The sequence below is a fragment of the Klebsiella sp. BIGb0138 genome, assembly GCF_004342285.1.
Lineage (GTDB): Bacteria > Pseudomonadota > Gammaproteobacteria > Enterobacterales > Enterobacteriaceae > Klebsiella.
Genome location: NZ_SMCV01000008.1, coordinates 176573 through 201172 on the forward strand (window position 1 = coordinate 176573; position 24600 = coordinate 201172).

The 24600-nt window shown below is 59.9% G+C and carries 17 protein-coding genes, 3 tRNA genes and 1 riboswitch; of the genes, 4 read left to right on the plus strand and 16 right to left on the minus strand.

What is annotated here, in order from left to right:
* Positions 1–200: 200 nt before the first annotated feature.
* The 3 genes from EDF73_RS18405 (at position 201) to EDF73_RS18415 (ending at position 527) form a co-directional block, all read left to right on the plus strand.
* Positions 201–277, plus strand: a tRNA-Met gene (locus EDF73_RS18405).
* Between the two features lie 50 nt (positions 278–327).
* Positions 328–404: transfer RNA gene (locus tag EDF73_RS18410), tRNA-Met, on the plus strand.
* A 46-nt stretch (positions 405–450) separates the two neighbouring features.
* A tRNA-Met gene (locus tag EDF73_RS18415) sits at positions 451–527 on the plus strand.
* 172 nt (positions 528–699) lie between these two features.
* Here the strand turns inward: EDF73_RS18415 and cobS are convergent.
* From cobS to amiC, 6 genes are all read right to left on the minus strand, one after another.
* A complete protein-coding gene (gene cobS / locus EDF73_RS18420; RefSeq protein WP_132730502.1) occupies positions 700–1443 on the minus strand; it encodes an adenosylcobinamide-GDP ribazoletransferase in 744 nt (247 codons plus the stop codon).
* The gene (gene cobU / locus EDF73_RS18425) at positions 1440–1985 is read right to left on the minus strand and encodes a bifunctional adenosylcobinamide kinase/adenosylcobinamide-phosphate guanylyltransferase (protein ID WP_132730503.1); all 546 of its coding nucleotides are present in this window, start codon (positions 1983–1985) and stop codon (positions 1440–1442) included. The genes cobS and cobU overlap by 4 nt, the downstream gene beginning before the upstream one ends.
* Positions 1979–3502: a cobyric acid synthase gene (locus tag EDF73_RS18430; RefSeq protein ID WP_132730504.1), complete on the minus strand. Its 1524-nt coding sequence runs from the start codon at positions 3500–3502 to the stop codon at positions 1979–1981. The genes cobU and EDF73_RS18430 overlap by 7 nt, the downstream gene beginning before the upstream one ends.
* A 93-nt stretch (positions 3503–3595) precedes the next feature.
* Entirely contained in the window at positions 3596–4555 is a 960-nt protein-coding gene (cbiB, locus tag EDF73_RS18435; RefSeq protein ID WP_132730505.1) for an adenosylcobinamide-phosphate synthase CbiB, read from the minus strand.
* 153 nt (positions 4556–4708) lie between these two features.
* Positions 4709–4872: riboswitch (cobalamin riboswitch) on the minus strand.
* A gap of 84 nt (positions 4873–4956) precedes the next feature.
* Entirely contained in the window at positions 4957–6042 is a 1086-nt protein-coding gene (gene cobD / locus EDF73_RS18440) for a threonine-phosphate decarboxylase CobD (RefSeq protein ID WP_132730506.1), read from the minus strand.
* A 17-nt stretch (positions 6043–6059) separates the two neighbouring features.
* Positions 6060–7313 (minus strand): N-acetylmuramoyl-L-alanine amidase AmiC, encoded by a 1254-nt coding sequence (amiC, locus tag EDF73_RS18445; RefSeq protein WP_132730507.1) that lies wholly within the window; start codon positions 7311–7313, stop codon positions 6060–6062.
* 228 nt (positions 7314–7541) lie between these two features.
* Between amiC and argA the strand changes: the two genes are divergently transcribed.
* Positions 7542–8873, plus strand: coding sequence for an amino-acid N-acetyltransferase (gene argA, locus EDF73_RS18450; protein WP_132730508.1), 1332 nt, complete (start codon positions 7542–7544; stop codon positions 8871–8873).
* 106 nt (positions 8874–8979) lie between these two features.
* On the opposite strand, the gene recD is transcribed toward argA, so the two are convergent.
* The 10 genes from recD to lgt form a co-directional block, all read right to left on the minus strand.
* Positions 8980–10818: an exodeoxyribonuclease V subunit alpha gene (gene recD / locus EDF73_RS18455; protein ID WP_132730509.1), complete on the minus strand. Its 1839-nt coding sequence runs from the start codon at positions 10816–10818 to the stop codon at positions 8980–8982.
* A complete protein-coding gene (recB, locus tag EDF73_RS18460; RefSeq protein ID WP_132730510.1) occupies positions 10815–14360 on the minus strand; it encodes an exodeoxyribonuclease V subunit beta in 3546 nt (1181 codons plus the stop codon). Before recB ends, recD begins: the two co-directional genes overlap by 4 nt.
* Positions 14357–17242, minus strand: a complete 2886-nt coding sequence (ptrA, locus tag EDF73_RS18465) for a pitrilysin (protein WP_132730511.1) — start codon at positions 17240–17242, stop codon at positions 14357–14359. Before ptrA ends, recB begins: the two co-directional genes overlap by 4 nt.
* 123 nt (positions 17243–17365) lie before the next feature.
* Positions 17366–20737 carry an exodeoxyribonuclease V subunit gamma gene (gene recC, locus EDF73_RS18470; RefSeq protein WP_132730512.1) on the minus strand — a complete coding sequence of 1124 codons (3372 nt, stop codon included), beginning with the start codon at positions 20735–20737 and terminating at the stop codon, positions 17366–17368.
* Between the two features lie 12 nt (positions 20738–20749).
* Entirely contained in the window at positions 20750–21073 is a 324-nt protein-coding gene (locus EDF73_RS18475) for a prepilin-type N-terminal cleavage/methylation domain-containing protein (RefSeq protein ID WP_132730513.1), read from the minus strand.
* Positions 21058–21465: a DUF2509 family protein gene (locus EDF73_RS18480; RefSeq protein WP_132730514.1), complete on the minus strand. Its 408-nt coding sequence runs from the start codon at positions 21463–21465 to the stop codon at positions 21058–21060. Before EDF73_RS18480 ends, EDF73_RS18475 begins: the two co-directional genes overlap by 16 nt.
* Entirely contained in the window at positions 21462–22025 is a 564-nt protein-coding gene (locus EDF73_RS18485; RefSeq protein WP_132730515.1) for a prepilin peptidase-dependent protein, read from the minus strand. Before EDF73_RS18485 ends, EDF73_RS18480 begins: the two co-directional genes overlap by 4 nt.
* A complete protein-coding gene (locus tag EDF73_RS18490; RefSeq protein WP_132730516.1) occupies positions 22016–22483 on the minus strand; it encodes a prepilin peptidase-dependent protein in 468 nt (155 codons plus the stop codon). The genes EDF73_RS18485 and EDF73_RS18490 overlap by 10 nt, the downstream gene beginning before the upstream one ends.
* Positions 22484–22670: 187 nt before the next feature.
* Positions 22671–23465 (minus strand): thymidylate synthase, encoded by a 795-nt coding sequence (gene thyA / locus EDF73_RS18495; RefSeq protein ID WP_132730517.1) that lies wholly within the window; start codon positions 23463–23465, stop codon positions 22671–22673.
* Positions 23466–23471: 6 nt separating this feature from the next.
* Positions 23472–24347, minus strand: coding sequence for a prolipoprotein diacylglyceryl transferase (gene lgt, locus EDF73_RS18500; protein ID WP_132730518.1), 876 nt, complete (start codon positions 24345–24347; stop codon positions 23472–23474).
* Positions 24348–24600: the final 253 nt, after the last annotated feature.

Below are 24600 nucleotides of genomic sequence, written 5' to 3' on the forward strand. Positions count from 1 at the left end.
TGCTGCCTGGCCCCGGTGGGTGATGAGGGAAGATAGCAAACCGCCAGGGCTATTGAAATGCACCACCGCACGACAAATACAATTTCGCTCAAAAAACAAGCTGAAAGTGATTCTTTATACACCATTTATTACAAATTTGATGATTTTACTGAAAAAGGGTTGCATCAGAACGCGAGCAGAGTATAGTGCGCTTCCACGGACGCGGGGTGGAGCAGCCTGGTAGCTCGTCGGGCTCATAACCCGAAGGTCGTCGGTTCAAATCCGGCCCCCGCAACCAATTAAAATCAGATAGCAGTAAACTTTACTTGATGGAAGAGTAAAGACGGACGCGGGGTGGAGCAGCCTGGTAGCTCGTCGGGCTCATAACCCGAAGGTCGTCGGTTCAAATCCGGCCCCCGCAACCAATTTAAAATCTGATGCACAGTTTACTCGATGAAGAGTAAAGACGGACGCGGGGTGGAGCAGCCTGGTAGCTCGTCGGGCTCATAACCCGAAGGTCGTCGGTTCAAATCCGGCCCCCGCAACCAACACAATGAACACCCTGACGGGTGTTTTTTTGTTTCTGCGCTCCCCTGCCGTTCCCCCCTGAGGCTGAAATCTTCTCGTCTGACAGCAAAACCATATGATTTCCCCTCGCAGCCGACAGGGCATCCTGGTGCGGAGAACGCCGGCTTCAGCGTTCGCGCGGTTTGCTCTGGCCTACAGCAGAGCCAGCAGAAAGATCAGTTCACCCAGTTCAATAGCCGCCCCCAGCGTATCGCCGGTCTGCCCGCCGAGGGTGCGTTTCAGCAATTGCCCAAGGATAAACATGGCCGCCATGGCGATCCCCATGGCGACCACGCCGTGCATACCCGGCAGCAGCATGGCGGCGAGGATCGCCGCCAACCCCAGCGTGACGCAGGTCTGGCGCCCGCTCACTTTGCCGATAAACACATTGCCCAGTCCCTCTTCCCGGGCGTAGCGATGGCGGTACATCAGCAGCACGGCGACGCCCCGCCCCACGGCGCAAGCGGCCGCCAGCGCAGCCAGCATCGGCGTTCCGCGCAGCGCCAGTTCGCTGACCACCAGCACTTTCGCCAGCAGAACAAAAATCAGCGCCAGCCCGCCGTGGGTTCCCAGCCTGCTGTCGCGCATGATCTCCAGCATCCGCTCCCGGCCACGGGCGGAGAATACCCCATCGCAGGTATCGGCCAGGCCATCGAGGTGAAAACCGCCGGTCAGCAGCGCCAGCGCCAGAATACAAAACAGGGCCGCGAGTGGGATACCGCACCACGCTTGCATGGCGAGAAACACCAGTCCGCTCAGTAACCCCAGCAGCGCTCCGACCAGGGGAAAAGTGACAATGCCGTGAACATACCGATCGATTTCCAGCCCCTGCGACCAGCGCGCCGGCACCGGTAAACGGCTGAGAAAAGAGAGCGTTGCCCAGAACAATTTGATCATTTTATTTTGACTCCAATCCCGGATACCACCAGCCAGACCTCATCCGCCGCCGCAGCCAGACGCTGGTTAACCCGGCCAGCGATATCCCGGAAATGCCGCGCAAGGCGATTTTCCGGGACAATCCCCATGCCCACCTCATTGGTGACCAGCACCACCTTTGCCGGACAACGTCGGCAGGCCGCAATCAACGTCGCGATTTCATCGTCAATCTGCCGTTCCATTGCCGCATAATCCCAGCCGTCGGGATCGCTATCGCCCCCCAGGGCAAACAGGATATTCGTCACCAGGGTGGTAATACACTCCAGCAGGATGGCCTCCTGCGGGTCGTTGTCCGGCGTAATCAGCTGCGCGAGGTGGCGCCCGCGCTCGGCGGTACGCCAGTGCGCCGGTCGGCTATCGCGGTGATGCTGAATTCGCGCCGCCATTTCGTCGTCAACGATCTGCGAGGTGGCGAGATACAATACCCGCGGCGAACCGGCGATTAAGTCCTCGGCGTGGCGGCTTTTTCCGCTGCGGGCGCCGCCGGTAACCAGAATCAGCATGATGGCTCCTGATGCTGCTGCATGATGCGGTAGATTTTTTCGATATCGATATGCTGACGCATGGCGGCGGCCAGCACATCAAACTGCTGCGATTTGTACCGGGCGTAGTGAACCATGACGTCCAGCGCCGGCAGCCCCTTGCGTTCACGCAGGCCGTTAACCAGCGCGCGGGTGAAATCGTCACTGTCGAACAAACCGTGCAGATAGGTGCCAAACGCCAGCCCGTCTTCCGTCATCGCCCCGTCCGCTACCGGCTGCCCGTTTTTCTCCAGCCGCATCAGCGGCTGACAATCGCCTTGCAGGGTAGTTTCACCCATATGAATTTCATAGCCACGCACTTTCAGGGCGCCAGCCCCCGCCAGCCAGCCGGGAAGCGCAGCCGACATCGTCGCCTCAACCCGGGTCGTGGTTTTATGCCGCGCAAACCGCGTCACGGTATTGAGCAGGCCCAGGCCAGCTAATTCCCCCAGCCCGGACTCCACGTCATCGCTAATCGTCTCGCCCAGCATCTGATAGCCGCCGCAGATCCCCAGCACCGGTATGCCCTGACGATGCGCCTGCAGTATGCCCTGCTCCATGCCGCTTTCCCGCAGCCATACCAGGTCGCCGAGGGTATTTTTGCTGCCAGGCAGGATAATCAGGTCGCTCGCCGCCAGATCCTGCGGATAACGAACGTAGCGCACGCGGACGTCCGGCTGCGCCGCGAGGGCGTTGAAATCGGTAAAGTTCGAGGTATGCGGCAGCTGTACGACCGCAATATCGATCTCACGCTTTGCGCTACCGGGATACTTCCCTTTCTGCAGCGCCACGCTGTCTTCATCTTCCAGATCGATCTCCAGCCACGGCAACACGCCGAGCACGGGCACGCCGGTTAGCGCTTCGATCTGCTCAATCCCCGAGTGCAGCAGCGCCACATCGCCGCGGAATTTATTGATGATCACCCCTTTCACTCTGGCGCGTTCCTGGGGCTGGAGTAGCGCCAGCGTCCCGTAGATCGCGGCAAACACGCCGCCGCGATCGATATCGGCGACGAGAATCACCGGGCACTGCGCCATCTCCGCCATTCCCATGTTGACGATATCGCGATCGCGCAGGTTAATCTCCGCCGGGCTGCCGGCCCCCTCAAGCACCAGCACCTCATACTCCTGCGCCAGGCTGCGGTACACCGCGAGGATCTGTTCACGCAGACGCGGTTTGTACTCGTGATAGCTCACCGCATCCATATTGCTCGCCACTTTGCCCATCAGTACCACCTGGGCGTTGAGATCGCTGGTGGGCTTCAACAAAATGGGATTCATCCGCACATCCGGCGCGATGCCCGCCGCTTCCGCCTGAAAGATCTGCGCCCGGCCCATCTCTTTGCCATCGGCGGTAATCCCGGAGTTCAGCGCCATATTCTGCGATTTAAACGGCGCCGTTCGCAGGCCGTCTTGATAAAAAATCCGGCACAGACCGGCGACCAGTACGCTTTTGCCGACATCGGACGCCGTCCCCTGCAACATGATTGCCTGCGTCATGACGCCTCCTCACTCGCGTTTGCTCGCATCTGTTTTACAGTCCCGTGTTGCTATTATCCGGCAACGGCTCTGCCGCCGCGCCAGGTTTCATCTTCAGGCCACGCCAGCCAGCAGATAGCGCACCAGCATAAACAGCGCCAGCGCCAGGGTCGAAGCGACCCACATCAGTCGAATCGTCCGCGGAATATCGTCTGGCGAGATGTCACGTACGGCATCGCCGATCCACGGCTTTTCAACCCGCTCGCCGAAATAGTCGTTTGGCCCCCCCAGCCGGATGCCCAGCGCGCCGGCCACGCTGGCTTCTGACCAGGCGCAGTTGGGGCTGCTGTGATGATAACGATCGCGCCAGCCGATGCGCAGGGCGCCTGCGCCATCGTTGCGGCATAGAAACGCCGCGAGGCTCAACAGCAGCCAGCTCAGGCGCGCGGGAATAAAATTCGCCACATCGTCAAGGCGAGCGCTGACCATGCCTATCGCGCGGTATTTTTCCTGCTTATAGCCGACCATGGAGTCGAGGGTGTTAATGGCTTTATAGGCCATCGCCAGCGGTACGCCTCCCAGCAGCAGGAAGAACAGCGGCGCAATAATGCCGTCGACGGTGTTCTCCGCCACCGTCTCCACCACCGCGCGGTTAATCTGTGCAGGCTGGAGCCGCGAGGTATCGCGCCCGACAATCCAGGAGAGTTTTTCCCGACTCTGCGCCAGATCGCCCGCGCGCAGCGGACGCTCGACCTCACGCGCGGAACTCGCCAGGCAGCGGCCGGCCAGCAGCGTAAAGATTAGCCACACCTCCAGCCCCCAGCCAAGCCAGGGATGGATGCTTTCCGCCAGCCGCAGCACGCCCCAGGTGATGCCCCACGTCAGGCCAACCACGACCAGCCACAGCAGCGCCCCGCCGGCCCGCAGCGCGCCGTCGCGATGGCAGTGTCGGCGAATGATAGGTTGCACAAAGGTGATGAGTTTGCCCATCCAGCGCACCGGATGGGGCCAGTGCGGGGGATCGCCAAGCATAAAATCGAGGAGCCACGCGGTACACCAGGCAAGCAGCGTCATCGCCCGAGCCTCGCCTTCTGCCGGCAGGTGAGAAAAAATGCATCAAGTCTTACCGCCATACCCTGTTCCTGTTCAGGGTGGTCGGGGTGTAAAGGGGCCCCCGCCGCAATCTTTCGTCGGTACGCCTCTGAGCAACCCACTTCCCACCGAAGTTGTTGGTCATCACCGACAGGCAGGTTTTCTGGCTTAGCGTCATCCTTACCCGTCCTTCCCCATCTCGCGACAGGTGGTCTTTACGGGGTCGTCAGCATCACAGCAACGGGGGCTGCGGGGGAGTCGTCACCCCCTTCCCTGGCACCTGTCGGTTGATCTCGCGAACGCCTCCCGGCTCGCTTTCGCCCTGATGGTCGATCAATCAGGCACGACATTATGCCACAGCGATGTCGCGACGGCTTGCGCAGTCAGAGGCGGGTAGCCAGAATATGATGTAATGCCGTAAGCAGGCGCTGGTTTTCCTGATAGCTGCGGATCGCCACGCGGAAATAACCGTCCCCCAGCCCCGGATAGTTGGCGCAGCTGCGAATTAAAATATGCTGCGCAAGCAACGCCTGCTGCAGGTCGCCCTCCGGGAGCTCGCAGCGTAAAAACAGATAGTTCGCTCGACCCGGATAGACCGTCAGGCCGCGCAGCCGGCTGAGCGCCTGATAAAAACGCCGTCCTTCCTCGGCCAGCCATCGCCAGGTGGCCTGCTGATAGGCGCGATCCTTGAGAATAATTTCCCCGGCCAGCGCGGCAAACGCATTGACAGACCACGGCATTTGCTGCTCACGCAGCCGGGCGACGGCCTGCTCATTGCTGTTGATCAGATACCCCAGACGCAGGCCGGGAATGGCGTAGAATTTGGTCAGGGAACGCAGCACCCAGATATGCGGGTTATCATGCAGAAGGGGGATAAACCCCGGCTGGTCGGGAATAAAATCGATAAACGCTTCATCCAGGATGAGCGCAATCCCCAGCGCCTGACAGCGCGCGGCAATCGCTTCCAGCAGCGGGCGTTCCGGCAGCAAGCCGGTGGGGTTGTTGGGCGTACAGAGGAACAGACAATCCAGCTCTGGCGTCAGCGCCTGCAGCATCCTCCCGCTCAGCTGCCAGCCCTCCTCTTCACGTAGCGCAAACTCCTCAATGGCGCACCCCGCCGCCTGCAGCGCACGGCGATACTCGGCAAAGCCGGGTTTGACAATCATCGCCCGGCGCGGCCTGAGGCCGTTAACGAGGGTGAAAATAGATTCGGTTTCGCCATTGCCAGCGAGGATCCAGGAAGCGGGAATCTGATGATGCGCGGCCAGCGCGGCGTGCAGCTGTTGATATTCGACGTCAGGGTAGCGTTCCGCCCGCGCAAGATTGTCGATGAGCGCGCGCTTTAAGCTTTCCGGCATCCCTAAGGGATTAATATTGGCGCTAAAATCCAGCAGTTGCTCCGGGTTGATGCCCAGCAGCGCGGCGGCCTCCCGGATATTGCCGCCGTGCGCGCTCTTCAGTAGGGCCATCGCCCGCTCCTGTGTGGTTAGCCGAGCCTTGCCAGGGTGGCGCTATCGGCAAAGTAGGCCTTAATGCCCGCCAGAATCGACTCCGCGACCTGCTGCTGGAAGGTAGCCGTTTTCAGCTTGCGCTCTTCCTCGACATTGCTGATAAACGCCGTTTCCACCAGAATCGACGGGATATCCGGCGCTTTCAGCACCGCGAAGCCCGCCTGCTCAACCTGGTTCTTATGCAGATCGTTAATCCTGCCCATTTTTTGCAGCACCGCTTTACCAAATTTCAGGCTATCGGCGATGGTCAGCGATTGCACCATGTCGAACATTGTATGGTCGACATAGCGGTCGCCGCTCTTGCTGACGCCGCCCACCAGGTCGGAGGCGTTCTGGGTTTGCGCCAGGTATTTCGCGGCGGTACTGGTGGCGCCTTTGGTGGACAGCGCGAACACCGAAGAGCCGCGCGGCTGCCGGCTGGTGAAGGCATCGGCGTGAATCGAGACGAACAGGTCGGCGCGCTGTTTTTGCGCCTTCGCGACGCGGACCTTCAACGGAATAAAGACATCCTCGTTGCGGGTCATGTAGGCCTTCATATTGCCCTCTTTCTCGATCAACGCCCGTAACCGGCGAGCAATCTGCAGCACCACGTCTTTCTCGCGGGTACGATATTTCCCCACCGCGCCGGAGTCTTCGCCGCCGTGACCCGGATCGAGCATAATAACGATTGGCCGGTCGCGCCCGGCTTTGCCCGGCTTAGGGCCGCTTTCCGCCGGCGGCACCTGCCGCTCAAGATCGCCTTTGTTGTAATCTTCCAGCAGCGCCAGCAGCGGATCCTGTACATCCGTCGCCGTGGACGGGTAGAGATCCATCACCAGACGTTCTTTAAAGCCCGCCACCGGCGCGAGGGCGAAGAGCTGCGGTTTCACGTCTTGCTTGAGTTCAAATACCATGCGCACGGTTTGCGGATCAAACTGGCCGACGCGGGCGGACTTAATATAGGGATCGTCGTCGCGGATACTGGTGCCCATGCCTTTCAGCACCGAGTTCAGATTGACCCCTTCCAGATCCACAACCAGCCGCTCCGGATTGCTTAAAGCAAACTGCCGGTATTTCAGCACGTGATTGGATTCTAGCGTGACGCGCGTGTAGGTCGACGACGGCCAGACGCGCACGGCAACGACCTGCGCAACGGCAGCGAAACCTACCGGACTGACGCTCATTAACCACATAGCGCCCGCCCCCTGTAAAAAGCGACGACGGCTTAACCCTGACTTGTATCCCGGCATGCCACTCCCAAGCAATAAAGACGTATTTGAACCCAAAACGAACAGATTGACCGGAAACTTTAACGAAAGCCGCATAACCTGTCATCTATAAAAGGGTAAACAATCTTTGACAGCACGCTTTGGGTCACAGATTTTTATCAGTTTTGCCGCAAATTTGGGCTTGCGTTTAATAGTAAAACAGAATAAAAATACACTTATTACGAATAATCATGCATTGAGGGTTGTGTCATGGTGAAGGAACGTCGCACCGAACTGGTAGAAGGATTCCGCCATTCTGTCCCCTACATTAACGCCCACCGGGGGAAAACGTTTGTCATCATGCTGGGCGGCGAAGCCATTGAGCATGAGAATTTCTCCAGCATTGTCAATGACATTGGCCTTTTGCATAGCCTGGGCATCCGCCTGGTGGTGGTCTATGGCGCGCGTCCACAGATCGACGCTAACCTGGCGGAGCACCATCACGAGCCGATCTATCATAAACAGACCCGCGTGACGGATAGCAAAACCCTCGAACTGGTTAAGCAGGCGGCGGGCATGCTGCAGCTGGAAATTACCGCCCGTCTGTCGATGAGCCTGAATAACACCCCGCTGCAGGGCGCGCATATCAACGTGGTGAGCGGCAACTTTATTATCGCCCAGCCGCTGGGGGTCGACGATGGCGTCGATTATTGCCACAGCGGGCGTATTCGCCGTATTGATGAAGAGGCCATTCATCGCCAGCTGGATAACGGCGCGATCGTCCTGATGGGGCCGGTTGCCGTTTCGGTTACTGGCGAAAGCTTCAATCTGACCTCGGAAGAGATTGCCACTCAGCTGGCCATTAAGCTGAAGGCCGAAAAAATGATCGGCTTCTGTTCGTCGCAGGGCGTCTATAACCAGGATGGCGTTATCGTTTCCGAACTGTTTCCTAACGAAGCGCAGGCTCGCGTGGAAGAGCTGGAAGCGGAGGAAGATTACAACTCCGGTACGGTGCGTTTCCTGCGAGGCGCGGTGAAGGCCTGCCGCAGCGGCGTGCGGCGCTGCCACCTGATCAGCTACCAGGAAGATGGGGCGTTACTGCAGGAGCTGTTCTCACGCGACGGTATCGGGACCCAGATCGTCATGGAAAGCGCCGAGCAGATTCGCCGCGCCACCATTAACGATATTGGCGGTATCCTTGAACTGATCAGCCCGCTGGAGCAACAGGGGATTCTGGTGCGCCGTTCCCGCGAGCAGCTGGAGATGGAAATAGATAAATTCACCATCATTCAGCGCGATAACACGACAATTGCCTGCGCCGCGCTCTATCCGTTCCCGGAAGAAAAAATCGGTGAGATGGCCTGCGTCGCGGTGCATCCGGATTACCGCAGCTCATCGCGCGGGGAGATGCTGCTGAACCGCATTGCCGCCCAGGCGAAGCAGATGGGGTTGAGCAAACTGTTTGTCCTCACCACCCGCAGCATTCACTGGTTCCAGGAACGCGGCTTTACCCCGGTCGATATCGATCTGCTGCCGGAGAGTAAGAAAGAGATGTACAACTACCAGCGTCGTTCCAAGGTGTTGATGGCCGACCTCGGCTGATGTCACCGCCCCCGGCGCCGGCCCGTCTCCCGTGTAGCCCGGCTAAGCGTAGCGCCAGCCGGGGAAATACCGGGCGGGGACTTCCGATAACAGCTGAAGATTGCGATTATTCGCGGCTGGCGAAGATCTCCGCCAGCCCGCTGCGCCGCTCGGTGCGGGCGACAATCGCCTGGCTCAGCACCTGCTCATCGGCGTAAATCGACAGCTGCTGCTTCGCCCGCGTAATCGCGGTGTAGACCAGCTCGCGGGTCACCAGCGGAACGCTCTTTGCCGGCAGAATCAATGCCGCATGGTCGAACTCCGACCCCTGCGATTTATGCACCGTCATTGCCCACGCGGTATCGTGATCCGGCAGGCGACTCGGCTGCACCGATTTAATGCTGCCATCCGCCATCGGGAACCAGACGCGAAGCCCTTCCCCGCGGTCCAGCGCAATCCCGATATCGCCATTAAACAGACCCAGTGCGCTATCGTTGCGTGAAATCATCACCGGACGACCTTCATACCAGCGCGCATGTCGCGGCAGGGTAATCACTCGTTTACGGTTGAGCATCTGTTCCAGCTGTTCATTGAGCCCGCTGACGCCGTACGGGCCGTCACGCAGGGCGCACAGCAGCTGGAATTCACCGAAAGCGGCGATTAACGCCTCCGGCTCGGCCCTTTCGTGCAGCAGCTGCAGATAGCGGCCATACCCCGCCTGCGCCTGGTCGAGCATCGCGGCATATTCTTCCGTGGTGCTCAGCGCATGAAGAACGATATCGTCAAACGGCTGACGTAGGGTCGCCCGGACGCCGTGGCGATCGCCGCCGTTCACCGCGCGAGCCAGATGGCCAATGCCGGAATGGCTGCCAAAACGGTAGCTTTTTTGCAGCAGACACAGGCTGTCGCGCAGCGCGCCGGCAATATCGCCTTCACCCGCCGGTAGCGAATGGCCGGTCAAGCGGCTCAGCTGCGCCGCGCGCCCGGCGGTATAGCCGGCGTTCACCCAGGCGCAAATATCGCCGAGCACCGCCCCGGCTTCCACGGAGGCCAGCTGGTCGCGGTCGCCAAGGAAAATCACCCGCCCGTGCTCCGGCAATGCGTCAATCAGCCGCGCCATCATCGGCAGGTCGATCATCGAGGCCTCATCGACGACCAGCACGTCCAGATGTAACGGGTTGCCGGCATGATAACGCATACGCTGGCTGCCGGGCTGCGCCCCCAGCAGCCGATGCAGCGTACTGGCTTCGGTAGGCAGCAACGCTTTTTGCTCATCGGTGAGCGGCAGGCGGCGCAGCGCCTCGCCCAGCGACTCGGTCAATCGCGCGGCGGCTTTCCCGGTTGGCGCCGCCAGGCGAATACGACAGCGGGGCTGGCAGGTGGTCTGAATCAGCGCCGCCAGCAGCCTGGCGACGGTGGTGGTTTTCCCGGTACCGGGGCCGCCGGAAATGACCGAGATACGGCGGGTCAGCGCCACCGCGGCGGCGACCTTTTGCCAGTCGATCTCGGCACTGGCGGGAAACAGCGCGTCCAGGGTGGCGGCCAGCTGGGCCTCGTCAACCTCCACCACCTGATTCGCCTCGTTAAAGAAGCGAGCGACGGTCAGCTCATTACGCCACATGCGGTTAAGATAGAGCCGCTCGCCGCAGAGGATAATCGGCGTCGGGCGATCGCCGCAGCTGACCGCCGCCGAGGAGAGTAGAAGCGCCGACCAGTCATCGGGCGTACCGGCCTGCGCCAGCAGCTGCTCACGCAGATCGCTGGCTTTTCCGCTCAGCAGGTCGTCTGCGCGCAGTCGTGAAATCGGCAGACAGACGTGGCCCTCGCCCGCATCCCGACTGAGCACCGCCGCCGCCAGTTTTACCGCCGGGTGCGCTTCCTGCGCCACCATCAGCGCAAACTGCACGTCCAGCGGGCGTAACAACCGTTGATTTGCCGCTTCAAGCAACAGTTCATCCATCGTCATGCCATGACCTCCTGAACGTCTCCGGCAAACAGCGCGTCCATGCCGTCAATCAGCGCCCGCGCCGGGCGGGTGGTAAAGATGCCCTGGCCGCCGTCCTGCCCGTCCATACCGCGTAAAAAAAGATAGATCACGCCGCCGAAATGACGTTCGTAATCATAGGCAGCAATACGGTGGCGCAGATAGCGATGCAGCGCCAGGCTGTAGAGCTGATACTGCAAATCATAACGATGAGTACGCATGGCCTGGTCCATCGCCTGCCGGGTATAGGCCTCGCGGTCCGCTCCCAGCCAGTTCGATTTGTAATCCAGCAGGTAATAACGATCGTTATGGCGAAACACGAGGTCGATAAAGCCTTTCAGCATGCCGCGGACCTGACGGAAATCCAGGGGGGGGCAATCGACGGAAAGCGGATCGTAGCGGCGAATCAACGCATCCAGGCGCTGCGGCTCCAGCGGTTGCTCAATCGGCAGATAGAAGGCCATTTCAACCTGTTTATCGCCGGCGGTAAGCTGATTCAGCGCGATACTCGCCCCCGGCAACGGGGTGCGTAATACGCCGTCCAGCCACTGCGTCAGCACCGGCGTCCACTGCTCATCGAAGCCCGCTGACCGCAGCTTTTCTGCCATCCAGTCGGCGGGGACCGGCTGGGTAAAATCGAGATCCTCAAACAGGCTATGCAGAAATGTCCCCGGCGATGCGCCGCGCGGAAACTGATGCGGCGTCAGCTGCGGCTCTTCGGCAACCTCGCCGACGCCTGTGGCATCGACGTCAAGACGCGGCAACAACTCCTGCGCCGAACTGTGGCCATGCTGCTGCAACCCGGAATAGCTGGTGACCCGCCAGTCATCGGTCACCGGGCGGGTCAGCCTGCGCGCGGACAGCGGCGGCAGGGCCTCCTGCGGCGCCTGCCATGGCGTGTCGTCTGGCGCAGCGGGCGTTTGCAGGGCGATATCGTCGCAGCAGAAGTCCTGCAAACGCGCCCTCAGCCCGGCGGCATCCAGCGCTTCGCCGCCCTGCAGCAGCCGACCCAGCGCGCTGTGATGAAAATCGCTGGCCCCGGGCTTATCGCTGCGCCGGGTGCTCAGGGGAGCAACGCCGAGGCTGCAGTGCCAGACCGCACGGGTCAGCGCAACGTACAGCAGACGTAAATCTTCGGCCAGACGCTCCGCCTCCGCCAGCTCCAGACTCCCCTCTTCCTGACCGAGGTCGAGGACCGCGGCAAAAGAGTCGCGATCGTGATAAAACGCCTGATCCTGTTTACGGAAACGGGCAATAAACGGCAACCATACCAGCGGGTATTCCAGCCCTTTTGATTTATGCACGGTCACGATTTGCACCAGATGCTTATCGCTCTCCAGACGCATCTGCTGGCTGGAAGCGTTACTGTCCGGTTCGGCGATGCGCTGCGTCAGCCAGCGCACCAGCGCATGTTCGCTTTCCAGCTGGCTGGCCGCCTCCTGTAACAGTTCGCTGATATGCAGGATGTCGGTTAACCGGCGTTCGCCTCCCGCCGTCGCCAGCAGGTTTTCCGCGATATGACGGGCGCTCATCAGCGAGCGCAGCATCGGCATCACGCCGCGCTGGCGCCAGATTTGCCGGTATTCGCTGAACTCCTCCACCAGCGCGTCCCACGCCCGCTCGTCCTGATTGAGACACTCAATATCCCACGCATTGAGGCCGAATATCGCCGTCGCCAGCGCGCTGCGCAGCGTATTCTCGCGTTCCGGGGCCAGCACCGCCTGCAGCACCCACAGCAGCTCCTGCGCTTCCGGCGTTTCAAAAACGCTATCGCGATTGGAAAGGTACACCGACGGGATGGCAAGCGCCCGTAGCGCATCGCGGATCAGCGAGGCTTCCTGGCGATTACGCACCAGTACCGTGATATCAGAGGCCTGCACCGGACGGGCATTTTCGCCGCGCCACAGCAGCGCGCTCCCCCGCTGGCCGGCGCTTAACCAGTCGCGAATTTGCGTCGCGCACAGCTGCGCCATCCAGGCCTGATAATCCCCCGCCCCAACGGCTTCGCCGGGCATCAGCCAGACGTTCATCGCCGGCACCGCGTCGTTATCGACGGTAAATCGCAGCCCGCGGTTTTTCCCCGCCGATTTGACCGGCAAAAAAGGGATCTCACGGAACATGAACGGATTATCGCTCAGGCTGAACAGGCGGTTGACGCTTTCCACCATGCCAGGAGCAGAACGCCAGTTGGTGTCGAGCGTATAGTGGGCGGTGACGTCGCCGCGCGCTTTCATATAGGTAAAAATATCTGCGCCGCGAAAGGCATAGATGGCCTGCTTGGGGTCGCCAATCAGCAGCAGCGCCGTTTCCGGCTGCCGCCGCCAGATGCGACGGAAAATGCGATACTGCTGCGGGTCGGTATCCTGGAATTCATCAATCATCGCCACCGGGAAACGCTGACGAATGGCGCTGGCCAACGCTTCGCCGCTGTCGCCGCGCAGGGCGTCATCAAGCCGACTAAGCATGTCATCAAAGCCCAGTTCACCCCGACGACGCTTCTCCCGGGCGACCGCTTCGCGAATTTCCACCATCGCTCGGGCGATAACCAGATCCGTCAGCGTCAGCGGTGACGCCAGCAGCTGCTCGATCGCGCTGAACAGCGGATGCACCGGCGGCTCGCCGCCCGTTTTGGTGCGTTCATACAAGAAGGCCTGAGAGAATTTTTCCAGCGCCTCAGGAAGCTGGTAGCCGAGCGTCTCTTCCTGCGCCCAGGCGCTGATCTTCTCGATCCATTTCCCCTGATTGCCGCGATTGAACTTGCGCCGGTCAAGAGCGGAATTCTCCAGCACGCTGTCAATCTCGCCAACCTGCTCCCGCCACTGCATTTTAACGGCGTTAATGCGCTCGATAATTTGCTGATGGCGTTCGGCCAGCGTCTCTTCTGGCGCTGGCGGAGATTTAAGCTGCGGGGCCTCACCCTGCAACCAGCGATCGAGAGATTTCAACAGGTCGCGGGGACCTTTCCATGCCTCATGGATGACGGCCGCGATCTCACGCGGCAGCGGATAGCAATGCCGACGCCAGAAGTCAGCGCAGGCCTGATAGCGCAGCCGGGATTCATCCTCGATCAGCTGCTGCTCAAACAGCATACCGGACTCAAAGGCGTTCAGGCTGAGCATCCGCTGACAGAAGCCGTGGATGGTGAACACCGCCGCTTCGTCCATCTGCCGTTCCGCCAGCAGCAGCGTTTGCGCCGCCTGGTTTTTATCGGGGATTTCTGCCAGCAGCGCGGCATAGAGGGGGTCGGCCGCGCTGTCACGCAGGCAGGCAATGCGCAGTTCGTGGATATTGCTGCGAATACGGCCACGCAGTTCTTCGGTGGCCGCCTCGGTGAAGGTCACCACCAGCAGCTCTTCCACGCTGACCGCGCGAGGAAAGGCGGATTCACCGCCAAGCCCCAGCAGCAGCCGCAGGTAGAGCGCGGCGATGGTAAAGGTTTTTCCGGTGCCCGCAGAGGCTTCTATCAGGCGCTCTCCCGTCAGGGGCAAGCGCAGGGGATCCAGAGACTCGGCGGTTTCGGTCATTCGTTCTCTCGCATCAGGGGTAAGGATTTCTGCAATGCGCTGACGTTTTCCCAGACTTTACCACCCTGCGGATGGACGTAATCCGTCTTGCCGTTCTGGCTGCCGGAGACCTGGGACAATATCGCCATGCCCTGCGGATCCACCACCGTCTGATGGAAGAAGTCGGCAAGTTTTTGCGGCGTCAGCAGTTTAATCTGAGCCACTACTTTATCACGTGAATCGAAACGCATATTACCGCGATCGAAATCTTTGCTCAGCTGCGACGCTTCGCCGCCCAGGGTTTGCGGCGCCTGGGTCATCTGACTTATCACCGCCTGCTGAATTTGCGCAAACTCTTGCGGACTCATGGCCCGCAGCTTGGCTTCCGCCGTCGGGAAGAATGCCTGGAAGCGCTGCCAGAGGAAAGCCGGCTGTTTATCGCTGCTTTGCAACAGAAAGCCCAATCCCCACTGGCGACCGACGTTCATCGGGAAGGCAAAGACCGCATAGCCCAGCTGCTCTTCGGTACGCAGCTGATTATAGAACCACGGCTGAACGATTTGCCCCAGCAGAGAGCTGGCGGCGGTGCTGCTGTATTCATCCACGTTCGGCGGCGCAAAGACGGCGGCCAGCGCCGAATCGGTGCTGTTGCCGGCTTTTTCAAAAATCGCCACTTGCTTGCTGTCAACCAGCACATCTTTATTGCGACACCACTCGTCGCCGTCGGCACCCAGCTGCTGTTGGATCTGGCGCGCCATCGCGATCGACCGGTCGGCGCTGAGGTTGCCAATCACCAGCAGTTCCGGGCGCCCTTTCGCTTTCAGGTTATCGCGGTACGCCAGCACCTCTTTCAGGGTTATCGACGGCAGCAGCGCCCGGCGCTCTTCTCGCTGGAAATAGGGCACCTGCGACAGCATCTGTACCGGCATAATCGCCTGATCGTAGGCTTTGCCTTTATCCGCCGAGTCCATCATCTGGGCATACCAGGATTTAGCCTGTTCCAGCTGTTCTTCGTCTGGCGTATAGCTAAAGTAGCCGTCCAGCAGCGCGGTAAACAGCTGCGGCAGCCGCTGGGTGTAGCCATTGGCATTCATCATCAGCCCGTTATTGGCGCCGGTTGAGAAGGAGATGCCGCCCACCGCCGCCTGGTTGCTGAGCTGGTCAAGAGCGATGCCCGCCAGATAATCGTTCAGTGCAAACATTACCTGGCTGCGCGCGCTGTCCATCGCCTGCGGATTACGCAGTACCAGAGAGATATCGGCTTTCGGCTCGCTGGCGAAGTACTGGCTCGGCGCATACACCACCCGCAGGGTCGGCTCATCGACGATCAGCTGCGGATGCGGGTAGGCCTTATCGCTTTTGATCAGCGTAAAATCGTCAGGTATGTAGGGGTTCAGCACCGGCAGTTTAAGGTCGATAGCGTTCGCCTTCTGCTGCCAGTCGGCAAAGGTCTGCGTGCTGATTTTATCCACCTGGTACGGCGCGTTGACGAAGTAGGCGCTCTTGTTATGCGGCTCCTGCGGGCTGATATACCACACGCGCGCATTTTGTGGCGTCATCATCGCCAGCCGGTCCTTAATCGCCTGCGGATCGTAACGGTCAGCAATATTCACCACATCCAGCGCATGCTCCACCGGTACGCGAATCATGGTGTCCGCCAGCCATTCCACATAATCCATATCGCGGTTTATCGATGGATAGCGAAAATCGAGCTCCAGAACGTGGGACAGCTCATCGAAATAGCGTTTGTCGATACCCTGAGTACGCAACACATTGAGATAGCTGAAGATCGCGGCCGCGACTTCATCACGATGCGCCAGGCCTTTATCGGTCAGGGTGGCGGAAATAGCCAGCACCCCGCTGTTGCCGTTGACCACCGGGTCGGAATCGGCGCGGATGCCTTCCACCAGCCCTTGCTGCTGCAGCCAGTCCGATAACGTTCCTGGACTGCGGTTACCGATCATATAGGTCACCAGCTCGTCGGTTTTACTACGGAACTGGTCGCTATTGTTATCAATACGGAATTCAACGCGCAGCACTTTACGCGGCATCGCCGGGACGTAGTGAATGATGATGCCTTTTTGCGCATCGGTCACCACCGGAACGGTAATTTCCGGTTTGCTGATATTGTGGTTCTCTACCCGGCCATAGGTTCTGGCGGCAATGCTCGCCAGCTCCGGCAGCGGTTTGTTGCTGTAAATCACCGCTTTCATCAGATTCGCGGAGTACCAGCTGTCGCGGAAAGTATGCAGGGCGTCGAGCACCGGTTTACCGGGCTTGTCGCCGAGGGTTTCCAGGTTACCACCGGAAAAATGCGCGGCCGGGTGCGCCGGGTTAATGGTTTCGGCGCTCACCTGCGCCATGCGCATCCCGTCCCGGGTACGCGCCATGGTCAGCTCGGCATTGACCGCGTTGCGCTCGCGGTCAGCATATTTTTTATCCAGCAGCGGAGCCGCGATCGCATCCGCCAGCCGATCCACCGCCCCGTCGAGAGCATCGTTTTCGACTTCAAGATAGAAGGCGGTGCGATAAGGGGCCGTGCTGGCATTATGGCTGCCGCCGTGCATTTTGAGGAATTCGGCGAGGTTGTCAGGCTGCGGATAGTTTTGCGAGCCCATCAGCGTCATGTGCTCCAGAAAGTGAGCCAGCCCCTGATGTTCGACAGGATCCTGCAGCGACCCCACGGGCACCACCAGCGCAGACAGTGATTTCACCGCCTGCGGATCGGAAACCAGCAGGACCACCATGCCATTATCCAGGCGAATCGCCTGATACTGTCGGGGATCTTTTTCGCTTTTGCGGATGGTTTCCTGAATCGGTTGCCATCCGCTATCGGCCTGACTTAACGGCGCCCAGAGGGCTGCCAGTACTAAAATAACCTTGAACCATACACTGCGGGGCATTCACGAACCTCATCATTAACAAACTTTGCGCTGACAGCGTCAGCGTTATGCATATCAGTCCGTGATTCGTTGCGCATGATAATTGAACCCCCTTACCTGCGCAATTTTTATACTATTACAAATTTATTCGGACTGATGGAAACGAAATACCGGCAACAAATAACGCTGCGTTTGCGCAATGATTTCGTCATAGTAGGCCGGCTCAAGGGTGCGCCACAGGCGTTGATACCAGACATCCGTACCTTCGCCGCTGACCACCATATTGCCTTCATACGTCTGCAGAAATTTGCTGCGCGCTTTTTGCTGCGTCTCTTCGTCCATTAACATGACATCCTTTTCAGCGTCATAACAGACTTTTAGCCATGCGCCGCCGCTTTCAGGCAGCAACAGCAGCGGCCTGGACATGCCTTGCAGGTAACCCTCTACCAGCTCATCAAGGTACGCCTTCGCCTGTTCCTGCGCCAGCGGCGGGAAGCGCCACTCTCCCTCTTTACGCACCAGCAGACGGCTTTCACCGGTTCCGCCGCCAGCACAGTAGACAAGGTGTTCCAGCCAAAGTTGCATCCCTTGCGCCACGCTCAGTAGCGAAGGCCGCCAGCGTAACAGGCCGTCAGATTGTACCTGCTGTAGCCATCCGCTTATGTTGACCCCGTTACATTGCAGATCGATTTCCATGCTTTGCGCAGGCTGGCGGCTGGCAATGACCCGCTCCGCGAGATTCTGCATTTCCAGACGCTGCGTCTCCCAGGCCAGCTCGCCGAAGGCGCCGTAGGGCAGCTCTCCCGCCGCCCGGAAACGGCGATACATTATCGACGCGTCCTGCTGTTCAATCAGCGTATTCAGCAGCTGTTGGTTGAGGTGATAGCGGCTCAGCCCTTCCAGCGCAAACGGTTCGTCATCTGGAATTTCACTCTCTTCAGAGCGGAAGTTGACCCGCAGGCGCTGCTGGAAGAAGGCGCGCACCGGGTGCTGCCAGAAGCGTAGTAGCTGCTCAAAGGGCAGGGTTTCGATAGCCAGCGCCGGCAACGGCTGGATAAAGTCACTCTGCGCCTCCCCTTGCTGACTGGCTGCCGCCAGCCATTCCCGGGCATAGCTTTGCTGTTCATCGGCGCGGAAGTTCGCCGCATCGAAGGGCATGCGCGTATGCAGATGGGTGATATGCGCTTTCACCCGCCGCTCGCTGGTATCGCAATCCTGCGCCTCATCTCCGACCAGGCAGTGGCTCTGACCGATATAATCCGCCAGCTCCTGCACCAGCACCGAAGGATAGCGTTCGCTGTTGTCCTGAATCGAGCGCCCGATATAGCTGATATAGAGTTTCTGTTCAGCGGACATCAGCGCTTCCAGGAACAGATAACGGTCGTCATCACGGCGGCTGCGGTCGCCGCGCTGCGGCTTCTGGCTCATTAAATCGAAACCCAGCGGCGCCAGCGTTCGCGGATATACGCCGTCGTTCATCCCCAGCAGACATACCACTTTGAACGGAATAGAGCGCATCGGCATCAGGGTACAGATGTTGACCGGCCCGGCGAGGAAACGCTGGCTGATACGCTGCTGGTCCAGCCGCTGCGCCAGCTCATCACGAAGCAGGGAAAGCGGGACATGCTGGTCATATTGCGCCAGGACGCCTTCGCCAATGGCCGCCTGCCACTGCTGTTCAATCAGCGCCAGCGCCGCTTCCGTTTCGCTGTCGGGGAGGAAGAAGTCATTCAGCAGATCGCGGCAAACCGGCAGCCACTCCGCCAGCGGGCGCTCCTGCGCCAGCCCGCGCCGCCACAGGTTGAGCTGCATCAGCAACGAGGCCAGATTCCCCACCAGCTCGGCAATCAGCCCGCTGGACTCATCGTACGGCAGAACCGACCGCCACTCGCCCTGGCTACTGTCCATCGCGTAGCCCAGCAGCATCCGCGTCAGGCCAAAGCGCCAGGTATGCTGACCGGTGGTGGGCAGGTCCAGCTCACGCACGTTATCGTCATCTATACCCCAGCGGACGCCGGACTCATTGACCCACTGACGCAGGTAGCGCAGCCCCTCTTCGTCAATATTAAAGCGCGCCGCGAGTACCGGGACATCCAGCAGCGCCAGCACATCTTCGCTGGCAAAACGGCTGTCGGGCAGGGAAAGCAGCGTAATAAACGCCTGCAGCGCCGGGTGCGACTCGCGGGCGCGGCGGTCGGAAATAGCCCACGGCAGCCAGCGTTCACCGCTGGCGCTGCCAAATACCGCCTGAATATACGGACTGTAGCTGTCGATATCCGCCACCATCACGATGATATCGCGCGGGGTCAGTTCAGGATTCTCTTCCAGCATCGCCAGCAGCCGATCGTGCAGTACCTCGACTTCCCGCTGCGGGCTATGACACACGTGAATCGTCAGGCTGCGATCGTCCAGCGCCAGCGGGCGCTTGCTGTGGCTGCTGGCAAACTCCTCCGCGCTGCGTCCGGCTACCGCCGCGTTACGCAGATCGAGAATATCCGCCTGTAAGTTATGCAGCAGGTTATCCGGCGTAATATCGACAAACGCATCCAGCTCTTCATAACGCTCCAGCCCGGCCAGCAGGTAGATGTAGTCCCGCCCCAGCTTGCCCCACGAGGCCAGCAGCGGGTTGCCGACATCCTGCTCCCCGGCGTCGTTAAATAAGCCCGGCGCCTGCTGCGTATCGCGAAACAGCGGTAATTCTCGTGATTCGCGGTGGTGACGGCGCTGGCGCGACATCAGCTTCGCCAGGAAGGCGGGATCTTTAATGTCGCCCCAGTAGTAGCGACAGGGGTTGGTGAACAGCACGTAGACATCCACGTGTTTGCCAAGCGCCTGCAGCGCCTGCAGGTAGACCGGCGGCAACGCCGAAATGCCGCAAATAAAGACCCGCGACGGTAACCCAGCCGGCGGCGCATCCGCCGCTTCCAGCGTGTTGATAAAGCGCTGGTATAAATTGGCGCGATGCCAAAGCGGCTGCCCCAGCTCGGCGGTGTGTTCGACCAGCGCTTTCCATAGCGGTGCCTGCCACTGCTGGGCGTCGCCCAGGCCGTCAACTCGCTCATCGGCCTCCCAACGCATCAACCATTCCGGACGATAGACCAGATACTGGTCATAGAGGTCGGCAACCCGGGCGGCGAGCTGGAAGAGCTTACGCTTATCGCTATCGTCGCTCAGATAGTGGCGCAGCAGAGTGAAAGCATCGTCCTCCAGGCGCTGCGGCAGCAGGGTCATCAGTTTCCAGCTCATACTCTGTTTGCTGAAGGCGCTTTCACCGGGAATATCCGACAGCACGCGGACAAACATGTCCCAGATAAAACTCGCCGGTAACGGGAACTCAATATTGGCGGCAATGCCAAAGCGCTTAGCCAGGGTCATCTGTAACCATTGCGCCATCCCGGTGCTTTGCACCAGCACCATTTCCGCGTTGAAAGGGTCGTCCAGCCGCTGGCGCTCGACGATAAACTCCATCAACGCTTCAAGAACATCCAGACGGTTTGAGTGGTAGACCCTTAACATATTCGCTCCTGACTACTGACTGACCGGGCAATGCAGCCGGGTCATCTGCACCCGTTTTTCCACAGGTATGATGATCGTTACCGTGATGCTGACACATCTTGCTGTCGATGTCTGCAAGCGGGTAACCTGCCCGCCTTCCGGGATACCCGGCGGATGAAGCTGAGTAAAGCGCCAGGCATCACGCCACAGCTGGCGGTAGTGGTTTAACTGAATGAAGCCGCTCGCCAGCCCGCGCTGATAGCCGCCCAGCGCGGTCACCACCATAACCAGCAGCACCATCGCCAGCAGCGTTTCCGGCAGACTAAAGCCTTTTCGGCAGATCAGGGCATCTGACATAAGCGCGCCTCCGCGAGCGGGCAAAAATCGCTCCAGCCGTGAGGGGAAAAACGGACGACGCCCTCTGTAACCCGGCCAGATTGCCAGAGTAACAGGCCGCCGCTGCCGGCTATCAACAGGACGGAGGCATCGGTGAGAATACGCAGGCAGACGCGCCCGCCGTCAGTACCGGCCGGCCGGCAGGCGATCTCAGCATGTATCGGCCACTCCTGCTCTTTTCCCCACTGGAGCGCGGAGTGGACTTCTGCCGTAAGACGGATCGCCTGAGTTTCGCTGGCGGTTTGCGCCAGCAGCGAACGCTGTTGCTGATTTAACCCCTGGAGCAATATACTGCCCAGCGCCAGCAGCAGAAGCACCATCAGCAATGAGGAAAATCCTCGCTGACGGCTCACAGGTTATATCCCGTCACGCGGTATTCCGCCTGGACTGAAATCGTCGGATCCGCCTGCGAGCGGGCGGCCAGCAGCACGGTGAACTCCGGGGCAAAACCGGCGATATCCCGGCGGATAACCTGAAAATGGGTGACCGCAATCGCCACAGGATTGGTCATTTTCTCCCATCCGCCTCCGCTGCAGCTGGTCACCCCGCGCCGCGTCTCCAGCGCGCCGTTTAGCAAACGAAACCCTGTCGTATCGGAAGTGGCCTCCGGGGCAGCCTCCCAGACCCCGTTGCTGTCGCCATCCCACCGCACGATGACGCAGTCGCCGCCGCTGGCGATCTGCAGCGGTTGCCCCTCGCAGCTGCCATGACAATAGCCGGCGCGCTGCAGATGTTTAGCCACCGTATACAGACGCTGCCACAGCTCGTTGTCCAGCGACTGCTGCTGCGTCTGTCGCAACACCAGCCGTTGCAGGGCAGGAAGAAAGCGCGACGTCCCCATCAGCAAAATCGTACTGATGGCCATGGCGATCAGCGTTTCTGGCAGCGAAAAACCCCGGCAGATTACAGGCACGACGCGGTCTCCTCATTGTGACACAGGCGAATTCGCCCCCAGTTAGAGACGATGATATTCCAGCCGCCGCCCGCGCTTTGCAGCCGGATGTGCCCGGCCCAGGCGCTATTGCGCAGGCCATAAAACCCCAGCCCCGGCGTGATGTGGCTGACGGTAATGTCTGGCCAGCGCGGGCGCAGGGTATAAGGCGTGGCTGCGCGGCAATCTGCCACCGGGTCAGAGGCGCTCAGGCACCAGCCGTCAGCGGCATGGACCACGCTCACCAGCCGGTTGCGGTTATGCCAGTTGGCGTCATCGCGCAGCAATACCAGATAGTCGCGCACCTGGCTGGCGGTTTGCCACAAACGCTGTTGCTGCTGCCAGCTCTGCCAGCCGTACAGCCCCCCAGCGCTGAGAATAAGCACCAGCGTCAGCGTTATCAGGGTTTCAATCAGGGTGTAGCCACGTTGTCTGTTCATACGGCGAGTATGGGGAAAAAATGCAGCGGGCACGACCGGCAAAACGCAGATTCGCGTAGCGCGGCGCAGGCGGGAGCAGAATATGCAGAGGGTTGCAGAAAATCAGGAAGCGCGGCTTCAGACACAAAAAAAAACCGGCGCCAGAGGCCCCGGTTTTTATTCGCTATCGTCTGTTTCTCTGCGCAGATTAAATCGCGACGGGCGCTTTAATCCCCGGATGCGGGTCATAGCCTTCGATGTCGAAGTCTTCAAAACGGTAGTCGAAAATCGACGCCGGTTGGCGTTTAATGACCAGCTTCGGCAGCGGACGCGGTTCGCGGCTCAGCTGGAGATCCGTCTGCTCAAGGTGGTTGCTGTACAGATGAGTATCCCCGCCGGTCCAGACAAAATCCCCCACTTCCAGGTCGCACTGCTGCGCCACCATATGCACCAGCAGCGCATAGCTGGCGATGTTAAACGGCAGACCGAGGAACACGTCGCAGGAGCGCTGATACAGCTGGCAGGAGAGCTTTCCGTCCGCCACGTAGAACTGGAAGAACGCGTGGCACGGCGCCAGCGCCATTTTATCCAGCTCGCCGACGTTCCACGCCGAAACGATGATCCGCCGCGAGTCCGGGTCGTTTTTCAGCTGTTCCATCACGGTGCTAATCTGGTCGATATGGCGGCCGTCCGGCGCGGGCCAGGAACGCCACTGTTTGCCGTAAACCGGCCCCAGATCGCCATTTTCATCCGCCCACTCGTCCCAGATCGTGACGTTGTTTTCGTGCAGATAGGCGATATTGGTGTCACCCTGCAGGAACCACAGCAGTTCATGGATGATGGAGCGTAAATGACAGCGCTTGGTCGTCACCAGCGGGAAGCCTTCCTGCAGGTTAAAACGCATCTGATGGCCGAAGATGGAGAGGGTGCCGGTACCGGTGCGGTCATTTTTTTGCGTGCCCTCGGCGAGCACTTTCTGCATCAAATCAAGATACTGTTTCATGGTTCCTCAAGAAGTTTGTTGCTGCGGACGACGACGGTACGCCCAGACCATCATAATGATACCCGCAAGCACCATCGGGATCGAAAGAATCTGCCCCATGCTGATGTACTGTACCCATTCGCCGGTGAACTGCTGGTCTGGCTGGCGGAAGAATTCCACGATAATGCGGAACAGGCCGTAGCCGATCAGGAACAAACCCGAGACCGAGCCGGTCGGGCGCGGTTTGCGAATAAACAGGTTCAGAATCAGGAACAGCACGACCCCTTCCAGCGCCAGCTCGTACAGCTGCGAAGCGTGACGCGGCAGCGCGCCGTAGGTATCAAACAGCGATTGCCATTCCGGATGAGACGGCAGCAGCGCCAGATCTTCCGCACGCGAACCTGGGAAAATCATCGAATAATGGAAGCTCGGATCGACACGCCCCCACAGCTCACCATTGATAAAGTTCCCCAGACGGCCTGCGCCCAGGCCAAACGGAATCAGCGGCGCGATGAAATCAGCCACCTGGAAGAAGGTGCGTTTGGTCCGTCTGGCAAAAATAACCATGACGAGAATGACGCCGATCAGGCCGCCGTGGAACGACATGCCGCCATCCCAGACGCGGAACAGATACAGCGGATCCTGCAGGAAGACCGGCAGGTTATAGAACAGAACGTAGCCGATACGGCCACCGAGGAAAACGCCAAGGAAGCCGGCGTACAGCAGGTTTTCGACTTCGTTTTTGCTCCAGCCGCTGCCCGGACGGTTGGCCCGACGGGTGGCTAGCCACATCGCAAAAACAAAGCCGACCAGATACATCATGCCGTACCAGTGGAGGGCGATCGGCCCAACGGAAAATATCACCGGATCAAAATCCGGAAAATGCAGGTAGCCACTATTCATCTGTCACCATAAAGACTTGTTATTCCGCCGAAAGTGGACAGCGGTGATCGTACACGCCCGACCAATACGGGGGCTCCAAGGGGGCGAATAATAGCATAAGGTTAATTCACTGGCCGCGCCGTTGTTGTAAAAGATATGTATATGAATGCTAACGACCGCCGGGACGTTTTCCCGATAGCGGCGCGGACGCCTTATCCGTGCAGCTGCGCGGAAAGCTCAGCCCCCGGAGCGCAGCGCCGCCGGGAAAGGGGCG